The organism is Acidicapsa dinghuensis (genome assembly GCF_025685685.1).
Classification (GTDB): domain Bacteria; phylum Acidobacteriota; class Terriglobia; order Terriglobales; family Acidobacteriaceae; genus Acidicapsa; species Acidicapsa dinghuensis.
In genome coordinates, this window is sequence record NZ_JAGSYH010000002.1 from 620,266 (window position 1) to 641,328 (window position 21,063).

Sequence of the window (21,063 nt, forward strand, 5' to 3'; positions counted from 1 at the left end):
TACCCACGTCCATCGCATGGTTTTTGTCCCGTTCGCGAATGCCGCATCCTGGCGCCTGGTGCTTTTCTTCGCCCTTTCTGCAGGTAGATCGTTGTGCTTTGGATTCCTTGCGGCGAAATTTTCGCGTATCTTGAGCTCGTGGGCATTACGCCTTCCCAACCCGTTTCGATCAGCGCAGGCGAAGACTCTATTCCTTCCCTGCCTGACGAGCCTCACGGGGCTTTGACGGAAGACGCAGTTCATGAGCTTTTTGAATTTTCCGGAGGTTCAGCTTACAAACTGCCTCGCGGCGTTTTTGAAGCAATGCTTACTGCACTCTGCGAAGAGCAGGCACGCAGCTCAGGTGTTGCGCTTGATCCGGCACAGCGCGTTGTATGGCTTCGCAGCCTGCGTCTCAATGAAATTGTTCTTGCCCGTGCGTGCGCACAGGGGCATGAGGAGGCGTGGAACTACTTTCTTGAGCGCTATAGTCAGCCTGTTCTTCGCGCTGCTATGGCGATCACCGGCAATGAGACCCTGGCCGCCGATCTTGCCGACAATCTCTATGCTGAGCTTTATGGACTGAATCTTCGCGACGGCGAGCGGCGGAGCCCGCTAGCGTCGTATCAGGGTCGTGGATCGTTGCTTGGCTGGCTCCGTACGATTCTTGCCCAACGGTTCGTGGATCACTATCGGCGCACGGGACGGGAACAGCCGCTCGAATGCGAGTCACGCGATGGCGAGACCTCGCGTTTCGATCCTCCAGCTAAGGCAGCGGAGGCGGTTCCGGACTCGTCAACGATGAGCAGGCTTTCGAACGCGATTCAGGCCGCACTGGAAGGATGCGATGCGGAGGACCGGTTTCTGTTGGCCTCGTATTATCTCGACCAACGAACTCTGCTGGAAATCTCGCGGATTCTTCATGTGCATGAGGCGACCATCAGCCGTCGATTGCATCGCACCACTGAGCGTCTTCACAAAGAGCTGCTGCGTCACCTGCAATCTCAGGGACTTAGCAAACGGGCCGCTGATGAAGCGCTCGGAGCAGATCCGCGCGACATCGAACTCAATTTACGCCAGCTGCTGCAAACTTCGTCATCGCAAGCGTTCCCTCAGGAGGAAGGCCAATGACTCCGACCTCCCAATTCGCGCATCCGGATCTCGATAGCCTCAACGCCTTTGTCGAGAATGCGTTGCCTGCGCAGGAGCGCGAATCGGTTCTCGCGCATCTGGCTACCTGCAGCCGTTGCCGGCAGATCACCTATCTCGCTCAATCCGCTGTTGAGGAAGATGCGATCAATGAACCGGTGCCTCAGATGGTCGAGCCGGCTAAGAGTAAGCGGCGGCGATGGTTTACCGGCTTCGGGCTCGGCAGTCGGCGACTGGTGATCCTTGCTGGAGCCTGTACCGCTCTTGCGGCTTTTACGATCATTTCCCTGCCTAAGCACAAGGTCGTGCTTGCGCCGCAGCAGGAAGCGAAAAACAATCCGGTACTCAATCCGGTTCCGAGCCCGGCTCCGAATACTGTTCAGTCTGAAATGAAAGCCGTTATGCCTGAACACTCAAAATCGGCAGCCACGGTGCGCCCATCGGTATCGGCTGTTTCTCGTTCGGGGGCCGAGCAGCGCACTGTCGTGCTTCCACCGCAAGTGCCTATGCTCTCCCGGCAAGAAAGCCTTGGCGAGGTCGCAGGCAACGCTTACAAATCCGTCTCACCGCCAGCGCCGCAGCCGATCCCGTCTACGACCGTCGGCTCAGACACAGAAACCGTCGAGGTTTCCCAACTACCGTCCTCGCTTCAACCTGCGCCACAGCCCCAGCTCCAACAAACCATTTCTGTTGCGCAGATAGAAACGATGGACGCCAACGTCGCCAGCAAGCCCACTCCTGCTGCGGCTAAACCCGCACCTTCTCGCACTGCTGGCATGGGCGGTCAGGGCTTTGGCAGAGCCAGAGGCGGCATCGCGACATACGGCACCAATCATGCCGTCGGAGCCCCGCAAACAACGGCATCTGCGACTTTCTACTCACGCGCCGCGAGCGTCAATGACGAACTCCTCGCAGGCAAGGCGATGCAAACGCTTTTGCCGACCGGCTCGCATCCGACCATAGCTGTGGCAGCGCGCCAGCGTGTGGTTGCCATAGATCCCAAAGGATCTCTTTATCTGAGCCAGAATGCCGGTGTTCTCTGGCTTCCGGTCACGCAGCAGTGGACGGGGCGCGCCACAAGTCTGCGAATCTTCATGCCTCAGCTTGTCAGCGGCAAAACGCCGGTTGCCAGCGATAAAATCACTTCCTCCGGCGCCAGCAATGCGCCGGTGCCGGATGCCAACGTTCCCAAGCAGTTTTTCGAACTCACGACCGATCGGGGCGCTCTGTGGTTCAGCGAAGATGGCACTACGTGGAAGCCGCGCGATAAGCCTTAGGCCGACCTCTCATTGCCGCAATCGCCCTCGCGTTGACAGGCCATCCTCCGCGCCGATATGGTTGCGCCAGCCGCTGGGCCCGGAGTAATCCTGGGCTCGCAATCACAGGCCGACCGCATCTCTCAATTCGGACCAGTACGCATGCCACTTCTTCAAACCACAAGGGCCATCTTCACGGACAGTCACTTTCTGATTCCGCTAGCGGTCTTCGCCATCGGCCTTGCCCTGCTGATTACATTGCACTAATGCCACCTTTCGAGGCACGATGACGACCAACGCAATCAAAACTTCTTCCAACTCCAGCCATCTCATCGGCCAGGCCTCCTATCACGGCCTCGGCGTCGCCTGCGGGCTGGCTGCTGGTGTGTGGCTTGGAGCGGCTGAGGCGCCAACAAAGCTTGTTACTACGGGGCTTTCGCCGTTTGCCATCTCGCTTTGCATGGTGGCTGGGGTCTTTACGGCGCGCTGGACACTGCCTACACTGCTTAAGGGTTCGCGTTACGTCTTTGCCGATCTGGCCGCCAATTCGCACCTGCTGGTGACCGCCATCCTTGCCGGCATGCTGTGGGCAGTCGCCAATACGCTCACGGTCTTTGCCATTCGCGACGTTGGCCTGACCATTGCGTTTCCACTGTGGAACACGAATTCGCTCATCGGCATTTTGTGGGGTCGCGTGCTTTTTGGCGAGCTTAAGGGCGCGGGTCCGAAGAATATAGCCAAGGTGGTCGTGGGTACCCTGACGATTATTGCTGCCGCCATCCTGCTTGGGTTCAGCACGATCCATGGCGACGGCTCGGGAGCGGCGCATACGCATCGCGCTGTCGGAGGCATACTGGCTGCGCTTGGCGCCAGTCTGCTGTGGGGAACGATGTACATCCCCTACCGCAAGGCTTACATCAGCGGCATGAATCCGTTGTCGTTCGTCACCGCATTCACCATTGGCGAGCTTGGAACGATGCTTGCGCTGGTGCTGGCTTTCGATGGTGGAATGAACGCGCCGGTTTTCCATTCGCAGGAGGCACGGGGAATGTTCTTCTGGCTCTTTCTCGGCGGATTCGTCTGGGTGATCGGGGATCTCTTTCAGCAATTTGCTACGAAGTATCTTGGCATTGGCCGCGGTATTCCGCTTTCGAATACCAACCAAATCTGGGGCGTGGCGTGGGGAGCACTGGTGTTTGGCGAGCTTGCTCATGCCGATGCGCAGCATAGGCTGCTGGTGATTGCCGGAACTGTGCTGATGGTGCTGGGGGCGCTGGCTGTCAGCACCGCAGTCGCTACCGCGCGGGAGCACTCGTCGACGCATGACTCGCTGCTGCGTGAGTGCAACCGATATGGACTGGACTACGACACGGTCATCCGCTCGTATGCCTGTTTGCCCTCGCTGACTGACATGGAAGACGGCAAACAGGGCAAGGAAGGGCGCGCCTGGTGGGATTACCTGATTGTCGCGATCGCAGTCGGCGGCTTCGTTTATCTCGGCATTCACGCGAAGGTGCCGACGCTGGCGCTCAACTTTACCTGGCTCTGGCTTCTCTCCGGCGCGCTGGTAGTGACGGCACTGGGCTGCGGCTATGCGCTGTGGAAGGTGACTCGATTTTCGTGAAGGGCTGAGGCCGAAGGCTTGCTATTGCCTTCGGCTCGATACTTACGCCAGTGCGGCTTTTACCATTTCACTGACGGCGCGACCCTCGGCTCTGAGGCCATCGGCTGCGAGTTTGGCCTGAACGGCTTTGATTACTGTTCCCATCTCTTTCGGGCCGGGCTTCTGACCTGCACCTTCAGCGATCTGAGCGACGACTAATCCGACGAGCGCCTGAAGCTCTTCGGCGGAGAGCGCCTTGGGGAGAAACTCTTCAATTACGGCGATTTCAGCGGTTTCCTTAGCGGCAAGTTCGGGACGGCCACCCTTGGTGAACTGCTCGATGGAGTCGCGGCGCTGCTTGATCATTGAGGCGAGCACTTGCTGCTCTTCGGCGGCCGTCACTGCTTCTTCCGAGCTGGCGCGCTTCTCGATGGCCTTGTTTTTCAGCGCGGTGGTGATCAGGCGCAGGGTGGTTGTTCGCTCGCCGTCGCGGGCTTTCATGGCTGTGATGGTTTCTGTTTTGACTCGTGCCTCAATTGTCTCGCTCATCTCATTGACTCCATTGATCGCTCTTATGGATTGTATCGATTCGATTTCATACCTTGAGGGTGTATAGCCTGCGGCGATCCAACGCAATTCTCCAGCCGCATTCACATTTATCACATTTATGTGTATTATGTGATTGTCGCGTGATCGTAGCTTTTATTCAGGAGACGCTTTCATGTTTCGTAAAACCCGCCTATATACCCCCGGACCCACGCCTCTGCTTCCTGCCGCGCAGTTTGCCATGGCGGCTGCCGATCTGCATCACCGAACCCCTGAATTTCGAGCGCTTTACACCCGCGTGCTGGCGCAGTTGAAGGAGTTTGTAGGGACGCAAAATGACGTATTGCTCCTGGCTTGCAGCGGTACGGGAGCGATGGAATCTTCTGTTTCCAATCTCACGTCGCCGGGTGACCGGGTGCTGGTGCTGACTGCAGGTAAGTTTGGCGAGCGCTGGACGGCGCTGGCGAAGGCTTTTGGCTGCACGATTGACCAGCTCGACGCTCCCTATGGGCAAACCTTCGATCTGGCGACGGTGAACGCTGCTCTCAAGCCTGACACAAAGGTTGTCTACGTACAGGCCACGGAAACTTCGACGGCCACGCGCCATGACATTCGTGCGATCGCAGAGACAATCCGCGCCGTTACCCCCGAAGCTCTCCTGGTTGTGGATGGCATTACTGGCCTTGGCACTACGCACTTTGACGTGGATGGTTGGGGCATCGACATTCTGATTGGCGGCAGCCAGAAGGCGGTGATGATTCCGCCAGGACTTGCTTACTTGTCGGTAAGCGACCGCGCATGGGCGGCGATGGAGAGCAGCAAGAATCCTCGCTATTACTTCGATCTGCGCAAGGAGCGGAAGAATGCGAAGAACGGCGAGAGCGCTTACACTCCGTCGGTCGCTCTGATCGCCGGACTTGGCGCAGCCCTTGACTACATCGCAGGACAAGCAGGCGGGAATCTTGCCGAAGGCCGCATTGCGCTGATCGAGAACGCGGAGACCTGCGCCGTGATGACTCGTGCCGCTCTTGCTGCGCTGGGCTTTACGGTCTTTTCGAACGCTCCGGCTGCAGCGGCTACTGCCGTTACGGTTCCCGAAGGGCTGGATTCAGGTGCGGTGGTCAAGGAAGTCAAGGCGCGGTTTGGCGCAGTGATCGCGAATGGGCAGGGCGAGATGAAGGGCAAGCTATTCCGCATTGCACATCTTGGATTCTTTGATTACATGGATACGATTGCGCTGATTGGTGCGCTTGAACTTGTGGCACACGACACGCTGAAGCTACCAGTGAAGCTGGGACAGGGGCTTGCCGCGGCACAGGAGGTTTTCGCGAGCCGCAAGCCCAATCAGGCGCTGCATGAGCAGCTCGGCGAAGCAGTGGTGGCGTAACCAACAACCTCGCGTTCCGCGTCTGCCTCGTGGGCTGGCGAACAGACGCGGATCCCTTTTCGAAATCAGGAAATGTTTATGTCGGAACTTACGTTCGGCGAAAAGCTCATTCTCGCGCGCAAGCAGCTTGGCCTGTATCAGTACCAGATGGCTGACAAGCTCGGTGTTCACCCCAACTCGATCTGGAAGTACGAGCAGGGCGAAGGCAAGCCGCAGGCAGCGGTGGTTCGCATGTTTGAGATCTTCTGCGAGCAAAACAATATACGTTTCGACCAATACGAGCACCGCGACACGGAGAAATCAAAGGCCATGAAAATTGTTCTTGCTGAAAAGGTCTCACCTGCAACGCTTGCCGTTCTAGCCTCGGAACCGGAATGGAAGATTCTTACTCATGACGATGTGGCGAAGCTGTCTGGCAAACTTCCTGAAGCGCTTGCTGATGCCGATGCGCTGGTGGTTCGTTCGGCGGTACAGGTGGATGATGCGCTGCTGGAGCACGCGCCGAAGCTGCGCGTGATTGGCCGCGCTGGTGTGGGCGTTGACAATATCGACACCGGAGCAGCGACGCGACGCGGCATTGTGGTGATGAACACACCGGGTGCGAATGCTGTTGCGGTAGCCGAGCTTACTATCGGGCTGATGCTTGCTTTGGCGCGTAAACTGCCGCAGGCCAACAGCAGCACGCATGCGGGCAAGTGGGACAAGAAAAATCTGCAAGGGCTTGAGCTGCGCGGCAAAACGCTGGGCATTCTCGGGCTGGGACGTATTGGTCTTGAAGTCGCCAAGCGTGCGCGGGCTTTTGGAATGGAACTGGCGGCGCATGATCCGTTTGTTTCGGCGGCGATCGCGCGCGAGGCAGGCATCAAGCTGGTTTCGCTGGAAGAGCTGTTTGCGACGTCGGATTACCTGACGCTGCATGTTGGCCTGACGCCGCAGACTGCGGGCATCATCAACGAACGCACTTTGGCCACCATGAAGAAGGGCGTGCGTATTTTCAACTGTGCACGCGGGGAGCTGATTGAAGATGCTGCGCTGCTGGCTGCTCTGCAATCGGGGCAAGTGGCCGGTGCGGCGCTGGATGTGTTTACCAATGAGCCGCTCAAAGAATCGCCATATTTCAATTTGCCGAACGTGATTCTGACTCCGCATATTGCAGGCTCTACGGATGAGGCGCAGGAGGCGATCGGCATTCAACTGGCGCGGCAGGTGCGTGAGTACCTAAAGCTGGGCGTGGTGCAGAATGCGGTGAACGTCGCTTCCCTCACCCATGAGGAGTATCTGCAGCTTGCTCCGTTTATTGAGCTGGCTGGACGGCTGGGCAGCTTTCTCTCACAGGCAATACCGCGTAACCCAGTATCGGCGCGGCTGGAGAGCATTCATCTCACGTATGCAGGATCGATTGCCGAGGGCAAAACGGATCTGATTCGCAATGCGGCGATTGCTGGATTGCTGTCGCACACGGAAAATGTGAATCGCATCAATGCTACGTCGGTCGCGCAGGAGCTTGGCATTCGCATTCACGAAGAGAAGCGCGAGTCGACGCGGGGCGGCGCGGCCAATGTGCTCTCGATTACGGTGCATGACCCGACGGGCGCGAACAAGGCTGCTGGAACGGTCCTGCATGAGAGCCTGCCGAGGCTGCTTGCCTTTGACGGCATGGATATTGAGGCGCCGCTCGAAGGCAGCTTGCTGGTATGTCGCAATCTCGACGTGCCGGGCGTGATCGGCAACATCGGCACGGTGCTTGGTCAGCAGGGAGTGAACATTGCTAACTTCGCGCTGGGGCGCCAGCGCAATCGCGAGAGCGGCGTTGAAGGCCCACTCAAGGCCATGGCTGTGGTGCAGGTGGACTCGCCGGTTACGCCGGAGGTGCTGGACGCTGTAGCGAAGATTCCGAATCTGCTGCAGGTACGTCTCGTCGAACTCCGCTAACAAACTATCTGGAATGGGGTAGCTACTTCTTACTGCCGCTCCACTCCAGATACGACTCCCACTCTGTCCGTCCCGGCGGCTCGGTTTGGAACTTGCCTGACATGACTCCACCTTTGAGGACATAGATCAGACGGAAAAGCGGACCGGCTGCGGCAGCATCCGAAACGAACACTGCGGTGTTTGGCTCCGGCACGGTTACATCGTAGTGAATGACGTGTCCTTCATTGTCGAAGAAGATGGCTTTGAGAGCGCGTCCCTCGGCGTACACATACAACAGATCATGATGGCCGCAATCGTAGTCCGCAGGCCCTTTGCAATCGGCCGTGGAGCTATGCCGGGCGAGAACGTGATTGCCTAGTTCCAGATTGAAGGAATAAGAACCACTTGCGGCAGCGCCAGCGTTGCCTTGTGTATTGGCTGTCCATGTACCGACAAGGAACGACAGCGGTGCAAGAGGATCACCTGCAACCTTAGGAGCTTGCGCATGAAGACTCGCAGCGCACAGAGCCAGAAGCATCAGTACGGTTTTCATAGCAGCGAGTTTATCTGAAATTCGCACGTCGCTATCAAAGCGCCCGCAGAATCCATATCAAGACTTTTGCTCTACGCGCAATTAAACTAGTCTTCGCATGAAGCCAATGGAGGAGTCGCGGTAATCGTGAGCCGGACAGGTGTAGTCATTCGCTGGATATGGTTTGTTGCGGCTGTGGCGTCGTTAGCCTACGGATTGGTCCTGGCATTGCAGGGATCTCCACCGGATGCGGCGCAAGGCAATATGATTCGCGCCTTTTATTACCACTTTCCTAATTGGATTGGTGTGGGTGTATTTCTTCCGCTGAATCTGGCCGCGTCTATTGCTTATCTGTTTCTTAGAGCCAGGAATTCTGCCGCAGCGATGAGATCGGATGCGATTGCGCTGGCTACTGCGGAGATGGGCGTTCTTTACTGCACTCTGGGGCTTGTATCCGGCTCGCTGTGGGGCAGAGAGGAATGGGGAATCTGGTGGACATGGGATGCGCGGCTATCAACGACTTTGCTGCTGTGGCTGATTTATGTCAGCTATCTTCTGGTTCGTAATGTAACCTCCGGCTCTGCGAGATCTACGATTTGCGCGGTGCTCGCGATTTTCGGATTCTGCGATGCTCCTATCGTGTATATGTCGACGCAATGGTGGAGAACGCAACATCCCGCGCCGATCTTTGGCGGTGGTCCGAACTCAGGTATTGCGCAGAGCATGGCGGCGCCGGTGTGGTGGAATGTGGGGGCGTGGCTTGCCTGGGGTTTGCTGATCGCCAGCATTCGATATGCGGCGGAGTATCAACGGCAGAACACGGAGATGCTTCAAGCACTTCGCCTTACCGAGACGGTTGAGCAATAGAATTCAAAGCAACAGGAATTCAGCATGGTTAATGTTTTGGCATGTTTCGTACGAGTGTTTCCCTATGACCCGGCAATAGACACGCCGCTAGGCCATCGCAATCTCGTCATCATTTTCTGCCTTACGTGGGGTTTTCACATCGCTTATGCGGCGTATGCATTGAATAGCTGGAGGCTGGCGAAGAAGGGTGCTTCACTAGAAAAGCACGAATAGGCAGATGCCTCATCTTTGCGGGAGGCATCTGCGTGTGCATCGTAGTCGTTCGGTTTTATTTCTTCTCATCCGGTTTCTTCTCGTCGAGCGCGAGGAAATCGAGCTCTACAGGATCGATCAATGGCTTGAGCCATGAGAGCAGCTTGAGGTGCTGCGGGTGTGTCATATAGGCGTCGCAGGCTGCTTTGCCGGTGAAGCGCATTACTCCGGCGAAGGTGTAACCCTGGCCGTGCGGTGAGAGATTGGGGCCGACGTGGACTTCGAGCAGACCCGGAATGTTGCCCCGAAACGCAAGAATATCTGCCTGTGCCTGCGCCTTCTGCGCATCGGTTACATCGGAATGCCATTTAAAGCCAAAGATATGGAAATACATGCGCTCGCTCCCGAGATGAAGTCTCCGTTCCCATTGTGCCGCATGGAGCCGGTTGATCTATTTATACCCTGCAGGCTGCGCGTTATATCTTGCAGGCCGCGCGTCTTATGTCTTGCCGTCTGCGCGTCGCACTGTTAGCCTGACCGCGCCAGCGGGGAGTCGCCATGTACACCTCAAAACACGGAAAGATCTGCTATATCGAGCTGCCGGCCGAATATCCGGATCGCTCTGCGCGCTTTTACAGCGAGATTTTCGGATGGAATATTCGCACGCGCGGTGATGGAGCTATGTCCTTTGACGACTCGATCGGAGAAGTCAGCGGCTCCTTTGATCCTGGCAAAACACCCGCGGCTCATCCAGGATTCATCGTATCGATCATGGTTGATGACATTCGCGCGACGATTGCAAAGATCGAAGTCTTTGGCTGCGAAATTGTCAATCCGCTCGGTTTTCATCCTACGGAGCTGATTGCGCACTTTCGCGATCCAGGCGGCAATCTGCTTGGCCTTTATCAGGAGCCGGTGCAGGCTTAAGGAACCGGTGATCGAGTCTCGGATTTCAAGAGACCCTTCCCTCGGGGACTAAAGTCCCTTCTATTTTGCGTGTTTTACGGCACGAGTAAACTCGTGCCCTTTCAAAGCCCCAACTTCTAGAGGTTCCCTAGCCATTCAGCGCGAATTCACGACCTGCTTCGAGCAGCTTTGCGACCGACTCTTTCGAACAGGACTCGGAGTAGATGCGCATAAGCGGCTCGGTGCCGCTGGCGCGCAACAGAAGCCATGTTTCCGCGGCGTTGGGTTTGGTTTTTGCCTCGGGGTTGTCGAGGTAGAACTTTACGCCATCGAGTGTGTCGATGCGCAGGATCGGCATGCCTGAGAAAGTGGTGTCGCCGGCTTTTAATTGCTTTGCACGTGCGATGGCGCTGTTCTTGATTTCATCAGCGATGTGGAGATCGATGCGGCCGTACTGGTGCTCGCCGTACTCGGCCTGGAGATCGGCGACGAGTTGGCCGAGCGTCTTCTTTTCCTCGGCCATGACGTTGGCGAGCAGCAGCGCATTGAGCAGGCCGTCGCGCTCGGGGAGATGGCGCTGGAAGCCGATGCCGCCGGACTCTTCGCCGCCCATGACGATGGGCTGCTTCTGCATGTAATCGACGACATATTTGAAGCCGATGCCGTGCTCGTGCAGGGTACGCCCGTACTCTGCGCAGATGCGGTCGAGCATCTTGGTGGTGTTGAAGGCGCGGGTTACGTCGCCGGGCCATTTTTTGTACTTGAGCACCCAACTGAGCAGAACGCTGTAGATCTTGTGCGGATCGACGAAGTTGCCGTGCTCATCGGTTGCTCCGATGCGGTCTGCATCGCCGTCGGTGCACAGGCCTGCGTCGCACTTGTTGGCGACTACGGCTTCGCCGAGTGCGCGGATGTGCGGCTCGATGGGCTCCGGGTTGATGCCGGGAAAAAGCGGATTGATATGTCCGCGAATCTGCACATGGTCCACGCCAATCTTCTGAAAGACGCCAGCAAGCAACTCCCGGCCTGCTCCGTACATGGAGTCGATGCAGAACTTGAAGCCTGAGCTTGCGATCAGATTGAGATCGGCGAACTTCTCGATGGCTTCCATATAGGGGGTAATGAAATCCACTTCTTCGATCGGCGCGGGCTGTGAGGCTTTCTCGGGAGGGACGCCGAGAAACGATTCTATCTCCGCGATAATCGAGGGACTGCCGGAACCGCCGAACCAGGCTTTGTACTTTACGCCGTTCCACTGGGCGGGGTTGTGCGACGAGGTGATCATGATGCCGCCCGCTGCGGCGCGCGCATGGACTCCGTAGGAGAGGGCCGGAGTGGGCGTGATCTCCTGTGCGAGCTGTACGGGAATGCCGGATGCGGCGAGGACTTCGGCGCAGGCTTTGGCGAAATCGTGGGAGAGAAAGCGGGAGTCGTAGCCGATGCAGACGCCGCGGGTGGCCTTTTGCGCATCGTCTTTTTGCGCTTGCAGATAGCAGGCAATGGCTTTGGCGGCTGTGCGCACATTGTCAAATGTGAAGTCGCTGGCAATTACGCCACGCCAGCCGTCGGTGCCGAACTTGATCACGGGATGAGCCATTCGCTTGAGTCTGTCCTCCGTTGGGATCAGTGTATCGTGCGGGAAATCTGCGATGTATCGTGTTTCGGACAGATCAGACGTACCCCAGCCGCTACAGATTGGAGCAGGATCTGTGCAGGTTCGGGCCTTCGGAGAGCCGGCTTAAGGATGGGAGCGGTGGAAATCGCCGCTTTTGCCGCCGGATTTGGATTCGAGCTGGATGGAGCGGATGGTGATGGATTTGTCGAGGGCCTTGGTCATGTCATAGATGGTGAGGGCGGCGATGGTGGCGGCGGTCAGGGCCTCCATTTCTACACCAGTAGCGGCGGTGGTGGCGGCAGTGGCGAGAATGCGGATGCCTTGGGGACTCAACTCGGTCGCGATATCGACGAAGCTAAGCGGCAGCGGATGGCACATGGGGATGAGCGACGAGGTTTGCTTGGCGGCCTGGATGCCGGCGAAGCGGGCAACTTCAAGAGGGTTGCCTTTGGGGTTTTGTGGAAGCGAGGCGAGAACGGCGGGTGAGAGCTCGATAAAGGCGGAGGCTGTGGCTTCGCGGCGGTTTGGGTTTTTGTGGCTGACGTCAACCATGCGGGCTCGGCCGGTTTCGTCGAAGTGGCTTAGCGGTTGGGGGGTGTCGGGCATTGGGCGCTCCAAGACAAGATTAGTGCAGGGGCTGGTGTGAGTGGGAAGTGTGAGTGTGGCCTGTGGATGCCGTATCAGGGAGAAGCAGATTCCCTTCGGGAATGACAGACCAGAAAAACAATGACCCGTAACTACGAACACCGGAAACGCACAGGCCAAAAGCAGATTCAGAGAGTCTGGTTTAGCGGGTCCAGGGAATGCCGATGCCGGCTTGGGTGCGGAGGCGCTCGATGATCTGGCCGGTGTGGTGGGCGGCGTGGCGCAGGTTGTAGAGCATGACGCCTAGCTGGTTGAAGGGAAGCCAACTGAAGCCGCTGGGAGCTTCGGGATCGAAAGTGGCGGTGCGACGGTCTATCTCTTCATGAACAAACTGGGCGTATTGGAGGATTTCTTCGCGGGTGTAGGGCTGGTCGATGGTTGGCTTGTAACCGGGCTTCCAGGGGATGGAGCCGAGGTAGTTGTATTCAGGCCGGTGCTGTGGCCAAAAGATAAAGGCTGAGTCAGACGGCGAGAGATAGAAGTGGATATAGAAGAGCGTGTGGTAGGCGAGGTGCCAGGTGTGATTGGGAGATTGGCCTGGGGCAGCGAGCCAGAGTGGCTCGGGACATTGCTCGACAGCCTGGGTGAGCATATTGACGGTGGAGTGGAACTGACTAGCGAGAGATTCCTGGATGGTCATGGCCTGCTCTCCTGATAGGAGCAAGGTTAATACGGCACGAATGGAAATGCTGTCAGGAATGTTTCAGGCGGTTGGGCTCAGCGTGCCGGGGTAAGCTTCGGAGCTTAGAACGAGCTCTAACGGAGTATGGTTGGCGCGGATGCGAGGCAGATAACCGTCGGTGCGATGCGCGATGGCGAGTTTTTCACGGCTGAGCAGCTTGCGAATCTGGCTGCGGGCGTGGTCGGCCCATGGCCCGGTTTTGTCGAGGCGAATGTAGGACTGCCAGTGACGCAGGGCGCGGCGACGCTCGCCACGGCGTTCATAAGCGAGAGCGAGATTGTAGTGGGCATCTCCGTAGCCTGGGGCGAGAGCAGTGGCGCGCAGATAGGAGTCAATGGACTCATCGATGCGCTCTAGCTCGTCGAGGACGTTACCAAGGTCGAAATGAGCGAGGACATAGGACGGATCAGCCTTGGTGGCCTGGCGATAGAGATCCTCGGCCTGCGCGTAGTTTTTGTTGTGGTAGTTCAAGGTGCCGAGGTTGATGAGCGCGGCGGTGTAGGCCGGATCGATGGCGAGGATCTGGCGATAGAGATCCATCGCAGAGGCTTTGCGGCCTTGTTCCTCAGCCTGGACTGCTCGGACGAAGAGGTGCTGGAGTTCGGGGTCGCGGTTGCCCTCGGTGCGCGGAGGCGGAAGCATGGCGACAGGAATAGCGCGGCGGCCTGTGGGATGTCCGGGAGCTGCTTCGAAATCGAAGAGAAGCTGGCGGCGGATGGGATCGACCATGGCGCCGTGATGCCGGAAGGCCAGGCGCGAGCCGGTGGGAATGACGGCGGCCTCGAGCAAGGGATTGCTGAGCCCGGAAACAGCCTGCATGGCTTCAACTGAATCGCGGATCGAGCGGGGACTCATGCGCGAGTGCTGCAGGGCGCGCAGGGTACGTAATTGGCTCAACTCACGAAAGCTGTATTGCTCGCATACGGGAATCAGGTTCGCTCGCTCCCAGCCAGTGAGCTGGCGGGCGCTAATTTGAAGAATCCTGAGAACATCCTGGCGGCTGTAGCGGGTCACGGTTGAGTGTCCACCTTTCGGCCCGGATTGCTCGCCCGAGTCTTAGTGGACTGAGGCGATTATGCCGCTATTGTCCGTGGATAAGGTGGTACGAACAACCGCCGTAGAAAAAATTTCGTGGATAACCGGTACCTAATGTGGTTCGTAGCGGAAAAGGTTCGGAGCATTCAACGTCCATCAATGGCGTTCGAGCGAAGTGACGGATCGGTAGCGATTGTTGCTAAAGCTCCAGATGGTGGGACGGCAGGAGTTGGCCGTGACCAGCTGCGCAGTGGAGCACTGATCTGGAATGCATACATCGTGAAACCCATTGTGTTGCGCTTCGAGAACGACAAAGTCTCCGCAAGCCACGTCGAAGCCCAGCAGGCCATGGCTGTCTGTAGTATCGCGCCATTTTCCGCCGACCTTGGCAATGACGAGTGCGCCACACGGGCCGTGGGCTGATTCCCAACAGCAAAAGTCGTAAGCAGACGATCCATCTGTCCCAAGATTAACGATGCTGCCGTAATCGTAGTTGGAGCCAGGGCCCACATCGCATTTCTTAAGCTTGAGAATGTGAACGACACCGCCGGGAAGGTCGTTATAGCTCACGGAGCGGCAGGACGCAAGGATGGCGGAGGCGGGTTTCGCGCAGCCAAACCAGCGGGCAGCTTGATTGAAGTCCTGAGGGACGCCTCGGCCCTCGAAATAGATTCCCCCGAGCTCTTGACGGGCCCGTAGATCACCTCCGCTGGCCGACTTATCTAGCCACTTGACTGCTTCGGGAATATTCTTTGGAACCCAGTCGCCGAATTCATACAGAATTCCCAACTCATATTGTGCGTGTGGATTACCACGCTCAGCTTTAGATTGGAGATCTTTGAGCTTCGCCGGATCTGAGTAGTTACCGACCTGAGCAAAAGACATGGATATGCACAGAGCGAGAAGAGCAGCGCAGGGGATGACTCGGAACATGGGAGGACTGTAGCACGAGTTATCCTCTGTGCTGTGAAACGAGATGATTGTTTTCTGTCTTGCTGCGCAGCGGTTCTGCTTGGACTCGGTTGCGCGTATCAAGCACTCGGACAAACGAGTGTGCCGACCACAACCAACCTGCTGCGAGAGACGTTTCGAAATCCTCCGGATGACAGCCGGATCATGATGCGGTGGTGGTGGTTTGGTCCAGCGGTGACGAAACCGGAGATTACGCGCGAGCTGGAAGAGATGAAACATGCGGGAATCGGCGGCGTGGAGATTACGCATCTCTACGCGCTCGGCCTCGATGACGCGAAGACCGGGTTTCACAATCAGCCTTTTCTTTCGGCGGAGCATCTCAATGCGCTGCGGTTTGCGGCGCAGGAGGCGCGGCGGCTAGGGCTGCGCGTGGATGTGACGCTGGGCAGCGGTTGGCCACTGGGTGGAACGGAGATTCCGGTCGATGAAGCGGCGGGCGAGCTGCGGGTGGAAGAGATCGATGTACCTCCTGGGGTGACTTCTGTCAAGGCGCCGTTTCTGGATCAGGGTGAGGCGCTCATTGCAGCGTTTGTTGGCGATGCGTCGGCGGATATCAGAGCGGATGGAATGGTGCTAGGAGTGGCGCGTGAGTTGGCTCGATTGGACGCGCCAGTGGATGGGAGGTTTGCGATGGCTGCTGCGGAGCGGCCTCGGCGCATTCTGTGTTTTGTTTCGAGCCGGACGGGGATGATGGTGAAACGGCCCGCGGTGGGCGCGGCGGGGTTTGTGCTGGATCACTATAATGCGGCGGCAATCAAAACACATCTAGACTCGGTGGGTGCAAAGCTGCTATCGGCGTTTGGGGATCGGCCGCCGTATGCGGTATTCAGTGACAGCCTGGAGGATTATGGGTCGGACTGGAGCCCGAAGCTGCTGGAGGAGTTTCAGAAGCGGCGTGGCTACGATCTGACTCCGCATCTGCCGGCGCTGGTGGAGTATGCGATACCGGAGACGGCAGCGATACGGCATGACTGGGGCAGAACTCTGACGGAGATGGCGGACGAAAATTTTCTGGAACCGATGGAGGCGTGGGCCAAGGAGCATCACACGCGGCTGCGGGCGCAGGTCTATGGAATGCCTCCGGTAACGCTGTCGAGCAACCGGTTAGTGGACTTGCCGGAGGGTGAAGGCAAGGCCACATTTCGGATGTGGCGCGAATTTTCGGACACGCGATGGGCGGCTTCGGCGGGGCATCTGTTTGGGCGCAATGTGATTTCATCGGAGACCTGGACGTGGTTGCATTCGCCAGCGTTCCGGGCGACTCCGCTGGATATGAAGGCGGAGGCCGATCTGCATTTTCTGCAGGGGATCAATCAGCTTGTAGGGCATGGGTGGCCTTACTCGCCGGAGAGCGCGGGCGAGCCGGGATGGCAGATGTATGCAGCGGCGGCGCTGAATGCGCATAATCCGTGGTTCGATGTGATGCCGGAGCTGATGAAGTATCTGCAGCGCGTGAGCTGGGCGCTGCGGCAGGGCAAACCGGAGAATGATGTGGCGATCCTGTTGCCGAATGACGATGTGTGGGCTAAGTTTTCAGCGCGCGTGCAGCCGGCGGCGAGTGCTGCCAATCCACGGCCTTTTTCAGAGAACGGACATAGTGTGAGCATGGACGAGATGATGCCGTGGGTGCTGGACGATCAGGTGGTTGCGCAGGTGCTGGATGCCGGGTTCAACGTGGACTTTATCGATGCGGATGCGATCGATCAGGTGGGCATTCCGTATCGCGCGTTGATTTTGCCCGGCGTGGACCGGCTGCCGGTGGCGACTTACGGGAAGATCGCGGCCTATGCGCGCAAAGGCGGCGTGGTGATTGCGACGCGGCGTAAGCCGGCGACTGCACCGGGTTTTGAAAACGCAGAGCGAGATTCGGCGCGGTTGCAGGAGCTTTCTCGCGATCTGTTTGGCGGCGGCGTTGGCACGGCAAAATTCGTCCCTGAGGATGCTTCGCTTGGGGCGGAACTCAAGAAGCTGACAGCTCCGGATATGACGCTGACGCCGGCTATGCCGCAAGTTGGGTTTATTCATCGCAGGCTTGAGCACGGGAATCTATACTTCATCGCGAATACGACGATTGTGGCGGAACATCTGACGGCGCATTTTCGGGACAGTGCCAGGCGAGCAGAGGAATGGGATGCGTTTACAGGCGAGGTGCGCGGAGTTGCAAACAATGATGGCGTAAAGCTGGACCTGGAGCCGTATGGGTCGCGGCTGATCTACTTTGCGGATGACGCGAAAGCGGGCGATCCTGAACCGCGACGCGAAGAGCATTTGGCTGCGGATCTCTCGCATGAGTGGACTGTGCGGTTTGGTGATGGCGATGTCGCCGAGAAGATGGATGCTCTGCGGTCGTGGACGGAGGATGCGAAGACCCGGTACTTCAGTGGACGAGCTGCATATGAAAGAAAGTTCGACGTAATGTCGAAAGACGAAACGCCGGGAACCCGATGGATTCTGGATTTTGGTGAAGCGAAGACACCGCCGCTCTCTTGGCTGACAGGTGAGCAGCACAATATGCAGGCGTATCTGGATGCGCCGGTGCGCGAGGCGGCGCAGGTATATGTGAATGGCAGCTTTGCAGGCGACGTGTGGAAGCCGCCTTATCGCGTGGATGTGACGCGATGGGTACGCGCGGGCGTAAACCGTTTGCGCATCGTGGTGGGCAACACGGCGATGAACGAGATGGCGGGCAAGCCGCTGCCGAATTATCGGCTGCTGTGGGATCGGTATGGGAGGCTGTTCGAGCCGCAGGATATGGATAAGGTTGAGGCGCTGCCCTCAGGATTGCTGGGGCCGGTGCGATTGATTCGCTCCGATCCGCGTTAGGGCTTTGGATCTGGCGCTGCATTCGCCTTCGGCTCGGAGGGTTCGGGGGTTGGCTCATCCGCGCTGAGCTTGTAATCGATGGCGGTGGCGGAGTATGGCGGCAACGTGAGTGTAGTTGGAGCTGGTACGCCCTGGGTCGTCTGATTGATCTCGGCTTTGAATCGGCCAGTGTAGCTGCCGGTATCGGCTTCATTCATGGCGTTCGGATCGGCGGCAACGGAGTACTGGCGCATGGTGACGCTGCCGGTGGGAAGATGGGTCCCGGCGAAGGAGATGGTGTGGCTGTCGTGCGTGTCCATGTTGAAGAGCAGGATGGAGCGATTAGGACCGTTTTTGAAGCAGAATGCGTAGAGATAAGGAAGCTTCTCGATGGCGGGCAATGAGCCTTCGGGACCGTTGGTGGTTGAGCCCTCGAAGCGGTAGTGCACATTTTCAGAAATAGGGCACGAGAACATGGGGCCAATGACGGACTGGTTGGCGAGGCGCATGGCGACAAAGTCGGGACGGGGGATGTAGCCACCAAAGGAGGGGTTGGTTGCGGACTCCGCGCCGCCGGCTTCAACGAGCGCTCCCCAAAGCTTGGCGGTGGCGTGGCCTGAAGTGCCGTTGCGGAATTCAGTGAGTGAGAAGAAGTTTTGTGGACCGAAGGTGTGAGGTGCGGCCTGTTGATGCAGCAATGCCTGCAAGGCAGCGGCGAGCCCGTAGCCTGCACCCGCGGTGATGTGATCGAGATCGCGCTGTGAGTTGGCGATGGTGCCAGCAATGGTGCCTTCACCCTGCTCATAGATATTGACGATGCAGTGCTCGGTGCCGGATGCGCCGCATGTATGCAGGGCGGTGTAATCCTTCCAACTGGTGTAGAAGTTGTGGGGGTCTTTGGGGCCGAAGGATTGCAGAGCGATCTCTGCGTAGAGCGGCTGATAGAGATGTTCCGGTGTGTCGAAGAGGCCAATCTTGCCGTAGCTGTAATCTTCGATCTCAACGGCGTCGGGGCGTGCCTCCGCAACGGCTTTGTCTGCCGACCAGTTGGTGGCTGTCTGCAGATCCATGGTGAGGGTGATGTTGCGGGGATAGTAGCGATTGGCGCGCATTGCGGCGAAGATATGGCCGGTGCGTGTGGCGTAGTCGTGATAAACAGTGCTGGCTCCCGAGGAATCACCGCGGATGTTCTGATTGCCGAAGGACTGATTCCAGCACTCGTTGCAGTAGCTCAGATTGATGTGCTGGAAGACGCTGGTCCATGAGTCGGACTGACCTAGAGCGACGCGACGCTGGCCGTATTCAGAGGTGGTGGCTGACGCGGGTGCGGCGAGGAACTCGATAAGGTGGGCGGCTTCGGCGTTGGTGAAGGTGACGGGAACCTCGATGTAGGGATCGACGGGGCAACCGGTGACGGTCTGAACATCCTTGACGACGTCGAGGAAATCCTCAAGACTGAGCTGAAACTCATTCTGCCCACCGGGAGAGATGCCATAGCTTACACCGGAAGGGCTGCGCTTGTTGTTGGGGCGAGTCCAGTTATCGATGGTTTCTGCGTTCTGGTTGACCCAGTAGCGGATGGTGCCGGGAGCTGCGCATGGAGCCGGGAAAGCGTCATAGAGCGGCTGCATGACTTCGTCGCGGAAGGCACTGGTGTTGGCGGCGTTGATGGGTGAGGTTTTTTGAAAGCTGAGCTGATCGAAGTAGATGTCGCCGGGGCCGGTGGTGTTGGAGGCACGCACGGTAATGCCGGCATTGCCATCGTAGGAGCCGACAATGGCCGCGGATTCACGCGTGTCACAGGTGTAGGTGTATTGGGTCCATGCGGTGGTGAGCGCAGGATTGAAGGGGCCACAACTGAAGCCTCCTGCTCCGGAACGCGATGCTTTGACGGAGAGCGTTGGATTGCCTGAGGCTGCCTTGGCCCAGAAGCTGAGCTGATATGTACCGTTCATGAGCACGAAGATGTCTTCGGTGGGATTGGTGTCCCAGGATTGAAGGAACTGGATGGAGCCACCGGTATTGGGAAAGTGCAGATCGAGAGACTGAGAGCCGCATGATGCGCAGAGATCGCTGATCTCGGAGAGCATTTGCGCGCTGCCGAGCAAGGCGGAGTTGAAGACGCCGCCGTAGCCGTGTTCCCACCATGTTTGCGGTGTGGGGCTGAACGTCTTGGTGAGGACAAGGATGTCTCCGGGCTTGAAAGAGGCATCGCAGCCGGCTTTGCCCTGGTTTGTTGCTGCGTGGATGGTGTACTTGGGCGCTACATACTTTTCCGCTGTCTGGACGAAACCGAAGTCTTCAGAACTGGAAGCGGGCTGAGGAATCGGCGCTTTGAATCTGACGGTGAAAGTATCGGGGGTAGCAGCAGTGACAAGACCTGACTTGCCCACCAGGAACCGGCCCTTTTCGAGCTCAGGGATAACGACGTTGGATTCGCCTGCGATGAAACTGTTGGGGCCGGTAAAGGTGATGACGGAGCCATCCCACTTCCATGCAGAGATGTAACTACGATTGGGACCGGTGGACGAAGCAACCGTGCCGGAACAGCCTTTTTCCGGACCGCCGCGGATGGATTCGACGATCTGAAAGGTGGCGCCGTCGAGATAACCGGGAGGATCGACGGCGTATTGGTTAGGATCGTTGAAGGTTGTGCGCGTGCCTTCCGCGGTGAGATCGAGAATACGACGAACTATGGAGGGCTCAAAGCCGGGATTGGTGTAGCTGACGAGATCTTTGTTGGTCTGGCAGTTGAAGTAGTAGTTGATGCAGCCGATGTTGAAACCTTCGCGCCAGGGATGAGCGATGAGGGTTTCAGCATCGTTGAGCTGGAGGGTTTGCGCACGCGAAGCGGGCGCTACCGTAGCAAGAATGAAGAAGAGGGCTAAGGAGATTCGCTCGATGCGCACAGCTAGAGGATACGGGGCAGAAGGAGCGATGAAAAACGAAAAGGGCGAAAAGTCTGCCGTCCATGAGACAGTGAC

Annotated in this window: 18 protein-coding genes; 9 read left to right on the forward strand and 9 right to left on the reverse strand. The window is 58.0% G+C overall.

The features are described from left to right. Window positions 1–93 precede the first annotated feature (93 nt). From OHL22_RS06090 to OHL22_RS06100, 3 genes are all read left to right on the forward strand, one after another. Window positions 94–1,110 carry an RNA polymerase sigma factor gene (locus OHL22_RS06090; protein WP_263334361.1) on the forward strand — a complete coding sequence of 339 codons (1,017 nt, stop codon included), beginning with the start codon at window positions 94–96 and terminating at the stop codon, window positions 1,108–1,110. Continuing rightward, the gene (locus OHL22_RS06095) at window positions 1,107–2,405 is read left to right on the forward strand and encodes an anti-sigma factor family protein (RefSeq protein WP_263334363.1); all 1,299 of its coding nucleotides are present in this window, start codon (window positions 1,107–1,109) and stop codon (window positions 2,403–2,405) included. Before OHL22_RS06090 ends, OHL22_RS06095 begins: the two co-directional genes overlap by 4 nt. A gap of 265 nt (window positions 2,406–2,670) precedes the next feature. Continuing rightward, on the forward strand, window positions 2,671–4,008 hold the full coding sequence (locus OHL22_RS06100) for a GRP family sugar transporter (RefSeq protein ID WP_263334366.1): 1,338 nt from the start codon (window positions 2,671–2,673) through the stop codon (window positions 4,006–4,008). Between the two features lie 42 nt (window positions 4,009–4,050). On the opposite strand, the gene OHL22_RS06105 is transcribed toward OHL22_RS06100, so the two are convergent. Further along, window positions 4,051–4,536 (reverse strand): GatB/YqeY domain-containing protein, encoded by a 486-nt coding sequence (locus tag OHL22_RS06105; RefSeq protein ID WP_263334368.1) that lies wholly within the window; start codon window positions 4,534–4,536, stop codon window positions 4,051–4,053. Between the two features lie 172 nt (window positions 4,537–4,708). On the opposite strand from OHL22_RS06105, the gene OHL22_RS06110 reads away from it, so the two are divergent. Both OHL22_RS06110 and serA read left to right on the forward strand, forming a co-directional pair. After that, complete coding sequence (locus OHL22_RS06110) at window positions 4,709–5,920, forward strand: pyridoxal-phosphate-dependent aminotransferase family protein (protein ID WP_263334371.1); 1,212 nt, start codon at window positions 4,709–4,711, stop codon at window positions 5,918–5,920. 78 nt (window positions 5,921–5,998) lie between these two features. Next, a complete protein-coding gene (gene serA / locus OHL22_RS06115; protein WP_263334373.1) occupies window positions 5,999–7,852 on the forward strand; it encodes a phosphoglycerate dehydrogenase in 1,854 nt (617 codons plus the stop codon). 22 nt (window positions 7,853–7,874) lie between these two features. On the opposite strand, the gene OHL22_RS06120 is transcribed toward serA, so the two are convergent. Continuing rightward, window positions 7,875–8,384 (reverse strand): hypothetical protein, encoded by a 510-nt coding sequence (locus tag OHL22_RS06120; RefSeq protein WP_263334376.1) that lies wholly within the window; start codon window positions 8,382–8,384, stop codon window positions 7,875–7,877. A gap of 126 nt (window positions 8,385–8,510) precedes the next feature. On the opposite strand from OHL22_RS06120, the gene OHL22_RS06125 reads away from it, so the two are divergent. Further along, complete coding sequence (locus tag OHL22_RS06125; protein ID WP_263334378.1) at window positions 8,511–9,230, forward strand: cytochrome c biogenesis protein; 720 nt, start codon at window positions 8,511–8,513, stop codon at window positions 9,228–9,230. 24 nt (window positions 9,231–9,254) lie between these two features. Next, window positions 9,255–9,443, forward strand: coding sequence for a hypothetical protein (locus OHL22_RS06130; RefSeq protein ID WP_263334381.1), 189 nt, complete (start codon window positions 9,255–9,257; stop codon window positions 9,441–9,443). Between the two features lie 55 nt (window positions 9,444–9,498). On the opposite strand, the gene OHL22_RS06135 is transcribed toward OHL22_RS06130, so the two are convergent. Next, window positions 9,499–9,816, reverse strand: a complete 318-nt coding sequence (locus OHL22_RS06135; protein ID WP_263334384.1) for a Dabb family protein — start codon at window positions 9,814–9,816, stop codon at window positions 9,499–9,501. Between the two features lie 164 nt (window positions 9,817–9,980). Here OHL22_RS06135 and OHL22_RS06140 point away from each other — a divergent pair, with 164 nt between their 5' ends. Next, a complete protein-coding gene (locus tag OHL22_RS06140) occupies window positions 9,981–10,349 on the forward strand; it encodes a VOC family protein (RefSeq protein WP_263334386.1) in 369 nt (122 codons plus the stop codon). A 127-nt stretch (window positions 10,350–10,476) separates the two neighbouring features. Here the strand turns inward: OHL22_RS06140 and OHL22_RS06145 are convergent, their stop codons facing one another. From OHL22_RS06145 to OHL22_RS06165, 5 genes are all read right to left on the reverse strand, one after another. Then, a complete protein-coding gene (locus OHL22_RS06145) occupies window positions 10,477–11,925 on the reverse strand; it encodes a phosphoglucomutase/phosphomannomutase family protein (protein WP_263334389.1) in 1,449 nt (482 codons plus the stop codon). 141 nt (window positions 11,926–12,066) lie between these two features. Beyond that, window positions 12,067–12,549: a cyclic pyranopterin monophosphate synthase MoaC gene (gene moaC, locus OHL22_RS06150; protein ID WP_263334391.1), complete on the reverse strand. Its 483-nt coding sequence runs from the start codon at window positions 12,547–12,549 to the stop codon at window positions 12,067–12,069. Between the two features lie 181 nt (window positions 12,550–12,730). After that, window positions 12,731–13,228, reverse strand: coding sequence for a DinB family protein (locus tag OHL22_RS06155; protein ID WP_263334393.1), 498 nt, complete (start codon window positions 13,226–13,228; stop codon window positions 12,731–12,733). 63 nt (window positions 13,229–13,291) lie between these two features. Then, on the reverse strand, window positions 13,292–14,284 hold the full coding sequence (locus OHL22_RS06160; protein ID WP_263334396.1) for a tetratricopeptide repeat protein: 993 nt from the start codon (window positions 14,282–14,284) through the stop codon (window positions 13,292–13,294). A gap of 177 nt (window positions 14,285–14,461) precedes the next feature. Continuing rightward, window positions 14,462–15,190 carry a tetratricopeptide repeat protein gene (locus OHL22_RS06165; protein ID WP_263334398.1) on the reverse strand — a complete coding sequence of 243 codons (729 nt, stop codon included), beginning with the start codon at window positions 15,188–15,190 and terminating at the stop codon, window positions 14,462–14,464. Between the two features lie 168 nt (window positions 15,191–15,358). On the opposite strand from OHL22_RS06165, the gene OHL22_RS06170 reads away from it, so the two are divergent. Continuing rightward, window positions 15,359–18,100 (forward strand): glycosyl hydrolase, encoded by a 2,742-nt coding sequence (locus tag OHL22_RS06170; RefSeq protein WP_263334401.1) that lies wholly within the window; start codon window positions 15,359–15,361, stop codon window positions 18,098–18,100. Here OHL22_RS06170 and OHL22_RS06175 read toward each other — a convergent pair. Continuing rightward, window positions 18,097–20,988, reverse strand: a complete 2,892-nt coding sequence (locus OHL22_RS06175) for a hypothetical protein (protein WP_263334403.1) — start codon at window positions 20,986–20,988, stop codon at window positions 18,097–18,099. The two genes, OHL22_RS06170 and OHL22_RS06175, sit on opposite strands and share 4 nt — an antisense overlap. Between the last annotated feature and the right edge of the window lie 75 nt (window positions 20,989–21,063).